General features: G+C 38.3%; 13 protein-coding genes. 2 read left to right on the top strand and 11 right to left on the bottom strand.

Features of this window, described 5'->3' with window-relative positions; genetic code table 11:
* Position 1: 1 nt before the first annotated feature.
* Positions 2–2,260 (bottom strand): RdgB/HAM1 family non-canonical purine NTP pyrophosphatase, encoded by a 2,259-nt coding sequence (rdgB, locus tag KJS44_RS14745; protein WP_008688817.1) that lies wholly within the window; start codon positions 2,258–2,260, stop codon positions 2–4.
* Between the two features lie 72 nt (positions 2,261–2,332).
* Here rdgB and KJS44_RS06145 point away from each other — a divergent pair, with 72 nt between their 5' ends.
* Positions 2,333–3,175: a choline/ethanolamine kinase family protein gene (locus KJS44_RS06145; protein WP_017144635.1), complete on the top strand. Its 843-nt coding sequence runs from the start codon at positions 2,333–2,335 to the stop codon at positions 3,173–3,175.
* A gap of 107 nt (positions 3,176–3,282) precedes the next feature.
* On the opposite strand, the gene KJS44_RS06140 is transcribed toward KJS44_RS06145, so the two are convergent.
* On the bottom strand, positions 3,283–4,302 hold the full coding sequence (locus KJS44_RS06140) for a LacI family DNA-binding transcriptional regulator (protein WP_008688821.1): 1,020 nt from the start codon (positions 4,300–4,302) through the stop codon (positions 3,283–3,285).
* A 37-nt stretch (positions 4,303–4,339) separates the two neighbouring features.
* Positions 4,340–5,212 carry an HAD family hydrolase gene (locus tag KJS44_RS06135; protein WP_226896919.1) on the bottom strand — a complete coding sequence of 291 codons (873 nt, stop codon included), beginning with the start codon at positions 5,210–5,212 and terminating at the stop codon, positions 4,340–4,342.
* 133 nt (positions 5,213–5,345) lie between these two features.
* Between KJS44_RS06135 and bcp the strand changes: the two genes are divergently transcribed.
* On the top strand, positions 5,346–5,819 hold the full coding sequence (bcp, locus tag KJS44_RS06130) for a thioredoxin-dependent thiol peroxidase (protein WP_008688826.1): 474 nt from the start codon (positions 5,346–5,348) through the stop codon (positions 5,817–5,819).
* A gap of 96 nt (positions 5,820–5,915) precedes the next feature.
* On the opposite strand, the gene KJS44_RS06125 is transcribed toward bcp, so the two are convergent.
* The 8 genes from KJS44_RS06125 to KJS44_RS06090 form a co-directional block, all read right to left on the bottom strand.
* Positions 5,916–6,158: a PRC-barrel domain-containing protein gene (locus tag KJS44_RS06125; RefSeq protein ID WP_008688827.1), complete on the bottom strand. Its 243-nt coding sequence runs from the start codon at positions 6,156–6,158 to the stop codon at positions 5,916–5,918.
* Positions 6,159–6,202: 44 nt separating this feature from the next.
* Entirely contained in the window at positions 6,203–6,982 is a 780-nt protein-coding gene (locus KJS44_RS06120; protein ID WP_008688829.1) for a SigB/SigF/SigG family RNA polymerase sigma factor, read from the bottom strand.
* A 545-nt stretch (positions 6,983–7,527) separates the two neighbouring features.
* Positions 7,528–8,424, bottom strand: a complete 897-nt coding sequence (locus tag KJS44_RS06115) for a glycyl-radical enzyme activating protein (RefSeq protein WP_008688831.1) — start codon at positions 8,422–8,424, stop codon at positions 7,528–7,530.
* Positions 8,417–10,687, bottom strand: coding sequence for a pyruvate formate lyase family protein (locus tag KJS44_RS06110; RefSeq protein WP_008688833.1), 2,271 nt, complete (start codon positions 10,685–10,687; stop codon positions 8,417–8,419). Before KJS44_RS06110 ends, KJS44_RS06115 begins: the two co-directional genes overlap by 8 nt.
* Before the next feature lie 16 nt (positions 10,688–10,703).
* On the bottom strand, positions 10,704–11,453 hold the full coding sequence (locus KJS44_RS06105; RefSeq protein ID WP_008688836.1) for an N-acetylmannosamine-6-phosphate 2-epimerase: 750 nt from the start codon (positions 11,451–11,453) through the stop codon (positions 10,704–10,706).
* A gap of 267 nt (positions 11,454–11,720) precedes the next feature.
* A complete protein-coding gene (gene sigK / locus KJS44_RS06100; protein WP_008688838.1) occupies positions 11,721–12,437 on the bottom strand; it encodes an RNA polymerase sporulation sigma factor SigK in 717 nt (238 codons plus the stop codon).
* The gene (locus tag KJS44_RS06095) at positions 12,437–13,174 is read right to left on the bottom strand and encodes a sigma-E processing peptidase SpoIIGA (RefSeq protein WP_008688839.1); all 738 of its coding nucleotides are present in this window, start codon (positions 13,172–13,174) and stop codon (positions 12,437–12,439) included. Before KJS44_RS06095 ends, sigK begins: the two co-directional genes overlap by 1 nt.
* A gap of 167 nt (positions 13,175–13,341) precedes the next feature.
* Complete coding sequence (locus KJS44_RS06090; protein WP_008688842.1) at positions 13,342–14,532, bottom strand: coenzyme F420-0:L-glutamate ligase; 1,191 nt, start codon at positions 14,530–14,532, stop codon at positions 13,342–13,344.
* Between the last annotated feature and the right edge of the window lie 2 nt (positions 14,533–14,534).

The following is a 14,534-nucleotide window of genomic DNA, read 5'->3' as shown; positions in this document are numbered from 1 at the left end:
ATTAATTATCTCCTTCCAGATAAGCAAGCAATTGTGCTAAAGCACGGCCGCGATGAGAAACGGCATTCTTTTTTTCTTCAGATACATTCGCCAATGTTGTCTGATATGGTGGATAATAAAAAATCGGATCGTAGCCAAAACCTTTTGCCCCTTCCATATGATCAGCCACCAAACCTTCAACGATCCCGGTAAATACTTGCTCTTTCCCATCTTCATCAACATAGGCAATCGCACAGACAAATTGACAGCCTTTATCTGCAACATGTTTACATTGATCGATAATATATTGATTCTTAACATCATAAGAAGTATCCCTTCCCATGAAACGGGCACTGTAAACACCTGGTTCTCCATGCATGGCATTCACAGCCAGACCACTGTCATCGGCAATTACAGCAATGTGGTATCGCTCATAGATGGCTCTTGCTTTTATCAAAGCATTTTCCTGAAAGGTCGTCCCGGTTTCTTCAATATCAATAGGCTCGTTAAGATCCAACAAACTTTTGATGTGATACCCCAATGGCTCTAACATCGCCTTAAATTCTTCGACTTTATGAGCGTTGCTTGTCGCAATCATCATTTCTTTCATATCTTTCAGCTCCTTTATATAAGTAAGTTCTTTATTCATAAACCAACGTCTTGGCAAGGTTTGTCGCGCATTGTACAAGATCAGTTGATAGCCAAACTGTCCATGATCATAACCAACATCAACTAAGCCATAACAAAATAATTCCTTTTGATTTGCGATGCCTTTACAAAAGGCAAAGGATAAGAGTTTTTTCTTTTCTTCTTGCGTGATCCAACAATCTGTAAAGCGATGTGGTTTCTGTTTAAAGCGTTTATAATAAGATCGTAGCAAGACAGCATCGATCGCTTGTTTGGACTGTTGTAAAATTGGATAAAAACAGGAAAACAGTTCATGTGGCTGATAAGGATGCGATAGTTTTTGATATTGTTCACCTAATGCCATGAATAAATCAAAAGGATTTTGATACCAGCCTAGCTCTAAGATTGCTTGTATACTATCTTTGGCGATGCCGCTATTCCAAAACTTTTCTACAGCATCGCCACAGGCATGCAACTGTTTCAATTCTTTTGTACTCAGCCATGAAGTAGCCACAACATCATAAGGTGCTGTTGTTTGGGCCTGTAACCCATAAGAAGAACTTTCCTTTTTTAACTTGGTACCCTTTAACAACTTTAAGATGCCCAACTGTACCTCGCTTGCCTGTAAGGCAAACAACGTATTAAAACTTTGTCGAAAGGTTGGCAAATCTTCATAAGGCAAGCCGGCAATCAAGTCCACATGCAGAATACAGCCGGCTTCACGCATTCGTTTAATGACTTGATGCAAACGTTCATTGTTTTGGATACGGCCTACGCTCTGTAAAGTTTTCGCATGAAACGATTGGACACCGATTTCAAAGCGAAATCTTGTTACATCTGCTTCTTTGGTGAAAAATTCCAATAACTCTTCACTTAATGTTTCTGCAACCACTTCAAATTGAAAAATCTGATTCTTACAATTTTGATTGATATAACGTGCAATACGCAAAGCTCGTTTAGGATCGGCATTAAAGGTACGATCTAAAAGCTTAACCTGCTTGACATCACTATTGGCGATTTGTTTAAGAATCTCCATAACATAGTCGATTGAAAACATACGGACACAACGATCCGCAGAGCTTAAACAATAGCTACAGCCATAGGGGCAACCACGACTCGTTTCCAAATAGAAATAACGATTTGCCATCTGCTGGCTATCCATAGCTAAAAAATATGGATTCGCTAATGTTTCCAACCACGACAATGCAACGCGTTGATAGTTTTTATTGGGAAATGCCTTTGTATAAATTCCCTCTACCTCATGAGGACTTTCTTCTTCCAGCATTGCTATATATTCCCAGACGCTTTTTTCACCTTCTCCGATGCTGATGGCATCTACGCCTTGCTCAAGCAAATCATAAGACTCATAACTCACTTCTGGACCGCCAACAAGAATATGCAAGTCAGGCTTTGTTTCCTTTAATAATCGTATGACAGCTTTGATGATTTCGATATTCCAAATATAACAGCTGAAACAGACAACTTCCACCTGCATAGATAAAATATCTTGTACAATATGTAGCGGATCATCCTTGATGACATATTCTTTCAAAAGCACATCCTCGCGATGCTCACATGCCACATACAGCCATCGCAATGCCAAATTTTTATGTATATATTTTGCATTACAGGTTGTAAGCAATGTTTTTTTCACATATCCACCTTCTTCGTCTACTTATTTTAACAAATTTCACGTAAATATGCTATGATTATACAGGTGATTCCTGTGAAAGATAATAATTTCCTCGACGCATTGTTTTTTGACCCTGATTTACAACTCAAAGACATGCAGAAAGGCTTAACAAATAAAAACTACCTGTTAACATTGGATGGTGAAGAATATGTTTTACGTATCCCTTTTGCCGATGCCGCAAACGTTGTTGACCGCCATCATGAAACACTTGCTTTACAAGCATTAAAAGATAGTGACATTGATGTAGATACCATATATTATGATGAAGTCAGTGGCTATAAAGTTACCCGTTATTTAAAAGATGTGGTAACCTATGAAGAATGCATATATGAGGATAAGATAGAACGTGTGGCCGCCCTAATGAAACGATTTCATGGATTGCACACCACCATTGGTGTTTCCTTTGACCCCATTGGACGTTATGTACAATATGCTCGTCACGTTAAACACCAGCCCTTTGCATTTCCTATGTTAAATGATCTCATCAAAGAGCTGCAGCACATGAAACGTACGCAGGTGTTATGTCATAATGATTGGGTAAGTGGCAACATTCTTTTTACGCCCGCTAAAACTTATCTCATCGATTATGAATATGCCGCTGATAACGACCCTTTATTTGATGTCATGTCCTTTTTAAGTGAAAATAACATCCAAGATGAAACGTTGCGCGAACGCTTTTATGCTGTTTATTTTGATACCATGGACGATCAGCTGCGTAAGGATTTGTTATGCTTTGAAGCATTTGAAGATGTGTTATGGTGTCATTGGGCCTTAATGATGTTTGAAAGTCGTCAAGATCCTGTTTATATGCACATAGCAAAAGCTAAAGCACAAGGCTATAATAACGTTATTAACAAATGGAAAGCTTATCAATAAAAAAAGCCATTCTACTGTTTACTTTACTGTAAACGTATATAGATGGCTTTTTCTATTGCTATAGAACATTTAGTCTTACGATAAGCATTCATGCTGTTTATAAAAAGTTATCGCACACTGTCTCCTTCTTGAAGGTAAAACATATTTTTTTGTTGGGGTATCGCTTTTTTTTCAATCAGCGCTTGTACTGCCGCAAAAACATCCTGTGCAAATACGTGATAATCATATACCACACTGGTCATGACTGGACTCATGATACGCGTAAGGTCCTGACCGCCAAAGCTAACCACAGAAACATTCTGAGGAACGCTAATATGATATTCTTGCACATACTTAGCAAAAGGAATCGCCAAAGCATCGTCCTGCAAAATCAATAAATCGAGTTGTTCGGCAAATAATTCCTTAATTCTGGCATAAGTATCCAAATAGCTGCCATCACTGATCTTAACCGCAAAATCGTGTGGTTGCTTCACTTCACGATAAGCCTCTTTTATACCTTCCATATGTAAGTTGGCCAACTGTACATTACTACCCAGGTAGCGAATCATCAAATGCTGCTTCTGCATCAGATACTTGCCTAACACTTCAGCAGCCTGTGTTTCAGGGATAGTAACACTAGTAATTCCTTCCCCTTTCGCACACAAATAAATGATTGGAATAGCCGTTGTTCGCATCTGTTTTTGAATAAATTCAACACTGGAACAGCTCATAACAAGAATCGCATCCATATTATTGACGATACAGGAAGTTAAATACGTTTCTTCCAGATCTTCCCGATTCTGTGTGAAATATACCTGCAGCAGACATCCCTGCGTATATAGCTCCTTACAGATCGCATCAAGTATCTCACGTGTTCTAGGCAACATCACCTGATCACACAATAAGGCGATACGATAGCCTCTGTTAACAGTGCTCTGTTTTTTTAGGACGCGTTTTTTCTTTTCTATTTTTACTTCTTCTTCGACTGCTTTCTTCATAGCTTTTGCGACATAGCCCGTTTCTTCGATGGCTTTAGCAATGCGAAGCGCAATATCCTCTTTGACGTTTTCATCTTTTAAATAACGGGATACAGTAGCTTTTGATACTTCAGCAAGAGCTGCCACATCCGCAAGAGTAGCTTTTTTCATCATCTTTTCCTCACTTCATTTCTATTGGTATTTTACCTTACTTTTCTTGAATTGACAAGGTTTCCAACAGCTGCTCCAAAATATCAGCAACGCCATCTTCCTCATTTGTATAACGGCTGATATAAGCAGCTGCCTTTTGGATGTAGCTATGTCCGTTCTTCATCGCAATACTGTTGGGAAATTCTTCAATCATACTAAGATCATTCAAGGAATCCCCAATGACCAAAACATCCTCTTTCGCAATGCCTTTTTCCTTACAAAAAGCCGCAAGTGCAATGCCTTTTTGGGCTGTTTTTTGCGTCACTTCAATATTATCTTCTATCGAATTGGTCACATGCAACGCCTGACATGCCTGTAATTCACTGCGTGCTTTTTCTAAATTCTGCGATAAACCGCCAAAAGCTTCCATCTTATATACAGGTATCTCTTCGCTCAAAAATGCAGAAATATCCTTTACTTCTCTGGCATAGCGACAAAACCCTGATTCATCCTTCATTTTCATAGCAATCCCCTCATCCAATCCCTGCTGTTGTAAATGCTCTAAAAAAGCTTTTACACAACGTTTTTCATCAGAGGTGATCGTTCCTATACCGGTAAACATATGATAGCAAATATCATACTTTTGAAAAATGGCATCTACCAAGCGGATATGCTCCTTTTTCATCGTTACTTCATAGAGTGCTTTCCCCTTTGCATCCGTAATCAAAGCCCCATTCAGCAGCAAATACTCACAATCTGGCAATACGTGTTCAAACATAGGAATAACACTTTGTGCCATTCTTCCGGTTGCCACCATAAATTGAATACCTTGTTCTGCTAATTTGGGCAATACTGCTTTACTTTTATCCGATAAGCCATGGTTGCCATCTAATAAGGTGCCATCTAAATCACAGGCAATTAATTTCATCATTTCTACCTACTTTCTTACTGGATATAGTGTATCATTAATATCCTGGTTTCGCCAATCTTTCATGCAAATTAATTGCTCCACTTCTTATTCATCGCGTATAATAAAATCATGAGATGAGAAAGGATGTATGATGATGTTAGAAATTGGAACTACGGCCATTGATTTTACCCTGCCGGATGAACAAGGCAATTTGATCAGTCTTCATTCCTTTAAAGGAAAAAAAATTGTATTATACTTTTATCCAAAAGATAATACCCCTGGATGCAGCAAGCAAGCCTGCGCCTTTAAAGCTGCTTATGATGTTTATAAAAGAAACGATATTATCGTTATCGGTATCAGTAAGGATTCTTCACGCTCGCATTTACGTTTTAAAGAGAAATACGATTTGCCTTTTATTTTATTATCCGATGAGGAACATAAAGTCATTGAAGCATATGATGTCTGGAAAGAGAAAAAACTATATGGTAAAACCTATATGGGCATTACGCGCAGTACCTATGTAATTGATGAAGAAGGCACGATCATCAAAACCTTTGAAAAAGCAAATCCTGCAACAAATGCACAGGATATCCTAGAGTATCTAGCGCAATTATCAAATGAGCAATAATCAACAAAAATAAGACTAACAAACAAAGAAAGAGGTCATAACCACATCTTCGATGATGCTCATATTCATCTTCGATGTATGGTTATATCCTCTTTTTTATGAAAAGCGAACAAGAATCACATCACCTTCTATGTTTTCTATTTCTTTCACCATGATCTGAATCTGTTCACATTTAAAAAACCACGGCAGCATCTTTTTAACAAATGGCTGCAAAGGCTGAACAAACAACGAATGAATCTCATAGGTACAAGGGTCAAAGCCAAGATCTACAACAAGTCCAACTAAAGAACCATCTGCTATGTTAATGACCTGTTTATTGCATATATCACTAAAGCGCATTTTCTCACCTACCATCAGTATATGAGAAATAACGATTTTGGTGCCTAGATTTCAAATTCTTTTTTAAGTAAGGCAATTGCATTTTTTTCTAGACGCGATACCTGTGCCTGCGAAATACCCAATTCATTGGCGATTTCTGTTTGTGTCTTATCCTGATAATAGCGTTTCTGAATAATATCCTTTTCTTTTCCCTTCAAGTTTCGCATGCTTTTTTTTAATGTCATATAATTCGATAAACGCTCAATTTCGTCCTTGTCATCCTTAATCTGATCCAATAGATACAGCTCATCACCATCCGAATTATAAACAGGTTCAAATATCGATACGACACTTTGCGTAGAATCTAATGCGTCAACAACATCCTTTTCTTTGACCTGTAGTTGTTCAGCCAGCCAATGAATCGTTGGCTCTTTTTGATGTTCATGGATATACTCTTCTTTTAAGCGAAAAACTTTATAGGCCAAATCCTTTAAATGCCGTGATACCCGAATTACTTGATTGTCACGCAGATAGCGTTTGATCTCTCCCATGATCATAGGGACTGCATAAGTGGAAAAACGTACTTCATGTTTTAAATCAAAGTTATCAATGGATTTCACCAGTCCAATGCAGCCAACCTGAAATAAGTCATCCATATTCTCGCAACGATTTGAAAAACGCTGAACGATGGACAACACCAACTTTAAATTCCCCTGTATCAAATCCTCTTTTGCCTGTTCATCCCCACTTTGATACTTTTTAAATAATTCTTTCATCTCCTCGTTGCTTAATACTTTTAAATCAGCCGTATGAATACCACTGATTACTACTTTATAACGACTCATGTAACTTCCACCTTCCTGCTTAAATGACTATACAAGAAGTGTTCCCTTGCCAAGATTTGCTTATGCCAGAATCCTACTGTAAGTAATTGGAAACAGAAAAGACTTGACAATCAAAAAAAAGAGATAGCATGAGGCCCATGAGGTTTATGCAAAAATGCGTTATACATGCTGCACAGATTGTTAGAAATGTAACAGCACAACGTACGTCATCATAATCAGCTAGTAACAAAGCAGCATCGCTTATGAAATAGGGGTTTGGGGTGAAGTAGTCGTTGCTTTATGTGCTTTTCATCAGCCAAAGATCCTGTACTACTTCACGCTAATATGGAAATTTATCATAAAAAAATGAGATATTTTATAGTCATAAAGATGAATGTAAGATAGTAAATGAATTCAAGCAAACCGTAAAAGAAGATATTGAGTAGTATACGTATAGAATAATAAAAAAGATTAACCTCTGTACAATACAGAAATTAATCTTTGCTTTCGTTTCTTTACTTTTAGTGAATATTGAAGCTCATTTCATCATGCTAAGTAGCACTTTTTTATCCACCTATTTGGGCATACATACCTTTTGCCAATGCATAGGCACGATAAGGCTCTAATACTTCATTCGCCATGATTTCGGTAGGAAAAACATATGGCTTTCCCATTTGTTCAGCTTTGCTTTTTCCCAGTGAATGATAGGGCAATAAATGCACGCTCTGCACACCCAATGCATGTAAATAGTCAAGTTCCTGATAAACCAAAGATGCCTCATCATTAAAGCCGGTGATGATCGGCATACGAACGATGACCTTATGAACATCTTGATGTAACAGATAGGCCAAATTGGTTTTTATCAGTTGTCCATTACCATGCGTGAACTGCAGAAGTTTTGCGTCGTCCAGATGTTTAAAGTCATACAGGAATAAGTCAATAAATGGCTCTGCTCGTTGCAAATCAGCCAACGGATAATTTCCTGTTGTTTCCACAGCTGTATGCAGACCTAATGCTTTCGCTTCTTGTAATATTTCGCATAATGATGTTACTTGTACAAATGGTTCACCACCACTAAACGTCACACCGCCATGACTCATATCATAATAATCCTTATCCTTCATGACTTCATGAAGAATTGCCTCGCTTTCCATATCTTCTCCACGCAGCTGCAAAGCATCTTGTAAACACATTTCTACACAGCTTTGACAACCATTACATCTTTGGGCATCGTGGTGAAACCTTCCTTTTTGGAAATGAATAGCTTTTTGTGGACAGCTTTGTTCACATGTATGGCAGCTTACACATTTACGCATATCATGCAAAAGTACCGGTTGACTGCTTTGTGTTTCCGGATTTGCACACCATGGGCAACAAAGTGTACAGCCTTTTAAAAATACCGTTGTACGAATACCAGGGCCATCATGAATAGCGAATCGTTCAATATGGGTAACGCTAATCATATAAGCACCTGCTTAATAATTCATCCTGAATATCTTTCGTCAAATTCACAAATACGGCACTATAGCCTGCTACACGGACGATCAAATCAGGGTATTTCTCAGGATGTTTTTGGGCATCCTCTAAGATACCATGATCCACAACCGTTACCATCAGCTGACAGCCACCTTTATCAAAATATGTCTGAAACAACATTTTGATCTTTTCACGATCTTCTCGAAACATCCGTGGGGTAAATTTGATATTCTGCACACTGCCTCCATGATACTTTGCCTGAAATTTTGCTAACGAATTTAAACAAGCCGTTGGTCCATTCTTGGCAGCCCCACCTTGCGGATTATTTGCCGGATTCATAAACACTCCGGCTTTACGTCCATCTAAACTTGCCCATGTTTGATGTCCCCAATCGGTATTCGTTTGATTATTGGATATAACGATTAAATAATAGCCCAGTCCCTTTTGGATGCCTCTTTGTCGAATGCCTTTTGCAACATATTCATATAAATCATTTGCTAATGCATCACATTCTTTTGCATCATTGCCGTATTTATCTTGCCGCAATAGTTCCTTACGAATATGCTCATAACCATTAAAATCTGCCATCTGCGCCTCATGGAGTTGAGCAAGTGTATACTTTCCTTCCTCATACACCAACTTTTTAATGGCATATAAGGCATCACTGGTATTGATATTGCCATAGGTTTCATTTGTACCACCTAAAATTTCTACACCACCATCCAATAGCGCTTTCTTACGATGAATACAATCATCCATTAAAATTGATGTAAAGAGGAAGGACACTTCTTGATTCATGACTTCATAGGAGTGCAGTTGGGCATCGACACTTAAATCAAAATAATAATCCAACACTTCTTTATAGGTATTGTATAAATCATCAAAGCTTTTAAATTCTTCACAAGGCGGTACGTGTACAGGTCCGGCTTTATATTTTTGATCGTTAGGATCAATGCCTTTATTCAAAGTTATATTCAATAGTTTTAACAGATTCAGCAAGGTATTCGGTGTTCCCACACTTTTCCCTTGAATGACATATTCACCACAGCCAAAAGGTACATACTGCTGGGCAATTGCTTCTTCCACGCGCATGGCATGCATGACAGCCGGCACATTCACATCATCATTATACAAAGTAGGATACGTAGCTCCACTGCCGATACAATCGTATGCCATATCCATGATATCCACTGGCGTATCTTTAGAAAAGCGTAATGTAAACTGTGGTTCTACATATCGTGTATCACGGCAAACGCGTAATGCAATACGGGCAAAGGTATCTGCTTCTTTAGGATGCTCACGTCCTACACCACCGACGATGATACGTCCATTTACCGTCGTACGACGATTTTCAATCATCTTCCATAAAGATTTCAGATAGCGATATGCCTCATCCTCATCAAGTCTTCCTGCATCCAGATCGTTTTGTAAATAAGGACCCAGCACATCATCCATACGTCCATAATTTATAACACCGGCACATAATGCATAGATCCAAAACAGCTGGAGACTTTGATGAAACGTTGTTGGCGGTTGTTCACGAATAAAACGTAAATCGGCTTCCATTAGTTGCAAATCCAGCAAGCGTTGTTTGCTTGCGTTTTGTTTGGCATCCTGTACCAATGCAATTTGTTTGTCGATTACTTTCTGCAATAATTCCATTGCTTCATAACTGGCACACAAAAACGCATTATCTCCTTGTTGGCGAATATCTTTCTTTAATCCTTCGATCCCCTCACGCATTAAGCGTTTATAATTCAACATCATGCCGCTTAAACGAGCCGTTGCCATAAAAGGATAATGGCAGTCAATAAAACGTCCTGTTGTATCCTCCGTTAACACATCCTGACAATAAATAGCTTTGACATCATGCTCTTGCCAATAGTCGTATAAAGCATCTACGCGTTTCTTATCTTCCGTATTCGTTAATTGTTCTTTAAATGCTCTTAGCTTATGAAATACGCAATAATGACCAACACCGCCTATACTTGTTACACTGCCAAACCCAATAGGCAGAAAATCTAAGCGGCCGGCAATTAAATCATCATCTTCAAGAGAGCGAAACAACACCGGAAAAATGGTAGACAGACAACGAATTTCTCTTTCTGCCTTATCAAGTCCTGCGCTATCCTTGTGTGCTTTGGTATAGGCTTCCATGATATTCAGTTGTTCTTCGATACTCTTTTCACAGGGAATCGGTTTGGATACTTCCACATTCTGTGCCCCATCTATATTGATCTTGTGTTTCATGTTCACACTTCCTATCTTAATGTTTTGCTTTTTCAGCCTCTCTCCAATTATCCTGATAGCCACCTAACAAATCTACGAAACGCTTAGCAGTCAAATGCGGACGTGTGATTGCACTTCCTACAACAACGGCATGCGCTCCTAAATATATGCACTTCATCGCATCTTCCGGTGTATACAGATGACCTTCCATCATCATATAAACATCATCCTTAAAATCACGACACATCTTCGCAAACAATCGGTAATCAGCACCTTCAATATGAGCAGTTTCTTTGGTATAGCCATATAACGTCGGTGCAACAATATCCGCACCATGCGCAATCGCATGTGCTGCCTCTTCATAACTTGATACATCCGCAAAGATAATAGCTTCGGGAATTTCCTTTTTCACGATATCCAGCAAATCCCAAGCAATCGTTTTTTCATGTGTGATTTGTTTTGTACAATCCAAAGCAATAATTTCAGCACCAGCTTCCCAAACCGCTTTTGCTGCTTCCAAAGTTGGCGTTATAAAAACATCTGTATCCTCATGCCAAATCTTCCATAAACCAATCATTGGCAAATCAACTTTTTCCTTGATGGCCTTGATTTGTTCCGGTGAATTTGCACGTATTCCGACCGCACCGGCCCATTTGGCAGCTTCTGCCATCTTTACAACGATATCCTCAGTATAAATAGGATCATCCTTTTGTACCTGACAAGATACGATTAATCCGTTTTTAAAGCTTTCCAGCAACGCTTTTTTTCTTTCATCTGTAGTTTTCATAACAATCCTCCTGCATCCTTTTCTTTGCTTTCATTATATTCTTCACGTTGTAGCTTGTCAATCATATTTATTCATATTTATTCTTTTTGAATCATTTTGAATCATTCAAACTTTCTTATTTTACTAGTGACCTGATATGATTCTTCGATTAAGTTAAAAAAGAGCTTCCTATGCGGAAAGCCCTAACATAATATGATAAATTTTGACAGTATTAAGGAAATAGCAACCATTTAGATCATGTATGGTTACAGATTACTTTTACTTACCCTATTCTTGCATACTATGATTCTTTTTCATCTGTACCTTTAATTTTTGAATGATCCGTTTTTCCAAGCGTGAGATATAAGACTGAGAGATTCCCAAGCGTTTCGCGATATCTTTCTGTGTTAACTCTTCGTGCTCAATACCATACCGCATTTGCAAGATTTGACGTTCTCTGTCTTTTAAGGTTGCCATGGCCGCCAATAATTCACGCTTATTTTCTTGCTTCTCAAACTCTTTCGTAACGATATCATCATCTGTTCCTAATATATCAGACAATAACAATTCATTTCCATCATAATCAATATTTAAAGGCTCATCAAAACTTACTTCCACTTTACGACGACTTTTCTTACGTAAAAACATCAGAATTTCATTCTCAATACAACGGGAAGCATATGTTACCAGCTTAATATTTTTATCACGTTTAAATGTATTGACCGCCTTAATCAAACCAATAGAGCCGATACTGATGAGATCTTCCATAAAAATCGGATTGGTTTCATAACGTTTCGCAATATAGACGACCAAGCGTAAATTATGTTCAATTAACTTATTGCGTGCTTCTTCATCACCATTTTCCAAAGCAATCAACGCTGCTAATTCTTCATCTTTCTCTAATGGCTTTGGTAAAACATCACTGCCTTGGATATACCAAACTTGTAAATCATCGCGACTGCCAAACAGCCACTTTAAAAATGTCCAAAGTTTCTTCATTCTCATCACCCCATCGTCATCACTTTCATATTTAACAGCAACTCACTGTGCATAGGCAGTTTCAAATCTTCTTGCAGATGTACGAGTACCTTTCTTTTATGACAACCGTGCAACTTCAATTCACATGTATAGCACGGTAAACTGCTTTCTTCCTGAACTGTCTTCATTACTACTAATTGTATGCGTTCATCCACAAAATATGACAGATAACGACGTTGTAGAAAGACAACCGGTATCCCCTCATGACTAAGCAGATTTCCACTATCCAAATACCCAATAACCTTAAAATGTTTGTTACCTACATAAAGCGTCAAGGGATATAAGCAATTTTTTTCACTAAAGCGTATCCGCCAACGACTTTTACAGAAAAATAGAAATAACAAATACAATAGCCAGCAGGGTATGATTGATGCCTGAATGGGCACAAACCAAAAACCATTATGAAAGCTGCCTTGATAAATAACATAACTTGTTAGCATACAAAGCACACGGAAACAGAAAGCAACTATATATGTTTTTCTAGCATACCGAAAAAGGGTTAGAAAAAAAAGAAGCTCAACAAGTATGACGATGAAAAGACTACCATCTTGCCACAAGCTGACACTCAGCATAGATATTACAGCCGCATAGAAAAGAAGATGCAGATCTTTTAATGGCTGAAACATAGCATAACTAGCAAAAAGCGCCGATAGATACAATAACAAAACACCGTTCAGCCAAGATACCTCAACATAGCTTTCCATCTTCCTCACCTCATGCATATTATAGTCATCCTTGCGTACACATGTTGTCGAGAAATGCTTTATCTGTAAAAACCATTTTCATTAATGTGACACATGTCTCATTAAAAAAAGCATCTCTCTTGTTTTAACAATAGAGATGCCTGATATACAGTATTAGAACATCGTTTTTAGTTTGTAAAATTATCAAAATATCCTTGTACTAATACGATTGGCGTTCCTTTATCACCAGATCCACTCGTCAAATCACATAAAGAGCCAATCAAATCGGTCAATCTTCTAGGCGTTGTACCCTGTGATGCCATATCGCCTTTTAAGTCATCATCTTTTTCTTTAATTTTCGCCTCGATTGCCTTCTGTAAAGCTTCACCTTTCAAGTTCGCAAAATCATTATCCGCCAGATATTTCAGCTTCAACTCATTTGGTGTTCCTTCAAGACCTGCCGTGTATGCAGGTGAAACACATGGATCAGCCAATTCCCAGATCTTACCAACAGGATCTTTAAATGCTCCATCACCATAAACCATAACTTCGATATGTTTATCTGTTAACTTTAACAGCTGACTTTGGATATCTTCTACTAGATCCTGACATTCACGTGGAAACAATTTGACCATATCCTCTGTTGATTTATTAGAGCCTAAAAGACCATAGGAAGTATTATATCCACTACCATCTATAGAGGAAGTCATAATATCATCCAACCCACATACACGTTCAGCACCATTTGCCTTTAAGATGCGTTTCGTACGAGCGCGTGTATGGATATCACATGTTAATACGTTTTTGGTATACTTTAGAATTGTTTTCGCGTTATTAGAGAAGATGATTTCAACCTCTGCACCACATTCACGAATTAGATTACCATAATATTCCACATAATCAATGCCTGTAAAAGGATGTGGATTTTCTCCAAACAGTGAACGATATTTCTCAAGTGACAATACATCACTATAAGGGTTAATACCAGCTTCATCCAGCTGATCCAGGCTTACTAATTCATTACCTACCTCATCACTTGGATAGCTTAACATCAGGACAACTTTTTTAGCGCCTTTTGCAATACCTTTCAAACAAATAGCAAAACGGTTACGTGAAAGAATCGGGAAGATTACCCCAATGGTTTCACCGCCCAGTTTTTGTTTGACATCCTGTGCAATGGCATCTACTGATGCATAGTTTCCTTGTGCTCTGGCAACGATTGATTCTGTAATTGCCACAACATCACGATCACGAAGGGCGAAGCCTTCTGCCTGTGCAGCCTCAACCACACTGTTTACTACGATGCCTGCAAGATCGTCACCCTCACGGATGATAGGACAGCGGACACCTCTTGAAATAGTTCCAACTTTTCTTTCCATAA

This window comes from Longicatena caecimuris, from assembly GCF_018406465.1.
In the GTDB taxonomy this organism is placed as follows: Bacteria; Bacillota_I; Bacilli_A; order Erysipelotrichales; family Erysipelotrichaceae; genus Longicatena; species Longicatena caecimuris.
This window is presented reverse-complemented; position numbering and strand designations above follow the sequence as displayed.

Excerpts from the sequence above, each read along its gene's own strand:
- KJS44_RS06095 (WP_008688839.1), bottom strand. The coding sequence starts at position 13,174 with ATGGAAAGCTATGTTGAGGTATCTTGGCTGAACGGTGTTTTGTTATTG.
- KJS44_RS06110 (WP_008688833.1), bottom strand. The coding sequence starts at position 10,687 with ATGAAACACAAGATCAATATAGATGGGGCACAGAATGTGGAAGTATCC.
- sigK (WP_008688838.1), bottom strand. The coding sequence starts at position 12,437 with ATGAGAATGAAGAAACTTTGGACATTTTTAAAGTGGCTGTTTGGCAGT.
- bcp (WP_008688826.1), top strand. The coding sequence starts at position 5,346 with ATGTTAGAAATTGGAACTACGGCCATTGATTTTACCCTGCCGGATGAA.
- KJS44_RS06115 (WP_008688831.1), bottom strand. The coding sequence starts at position 8,424 with ATGATTAGCGTTACCCATATTGAACGATTCGCTATTCATGATGGCCCT.
- KJS44_RS06125 (WP_008688827.1), bottom strand. The coding sequence starts at position 6,158 with ATGCGCTTTAGTGATATATGCAATAAACAGGTCATTAACATAGCAGAT.
- KJS44_RS06120 (WP_008688829.1), bottom strand. The coding sequence starts at position 6,982 with ATGAGTCGTTATAAAGTAGTAATCAGTGGTATTCATACGGCTGATTTA.
- KJS44_RS06105 (WP_008688836.1), bottom strand. The coding sequence starts at position 11,453 with ATGAAAACTACAGATGAAAGAAAAAAAGCGTTGCTGGAAAGCTTTAAA.
- KJS44_RS06140 (WP_008688821.1), bottom strand. The coding sequence starts at position 4,302 with ATGAAAAAAGCTACTCTTGCGGATGTGGCAGCTCTTGCTGAAGTATCA.
- KJS44_RS06090 (WP_008688842.1), bottom strand. The coding sequence starts at position 14,532 with ATGGAAAGAAAAGTTGGAACTATTTCAAGAGGTGTCCGCTGTCCTATC.
- KJS44_RS06135 (WP_226896919.1), bottom strand. The coding sequence starts at position 5,212 with ATGATGAAATTAATTGCCTGTGATTTAGATGGCACCTTATTAGATGGC.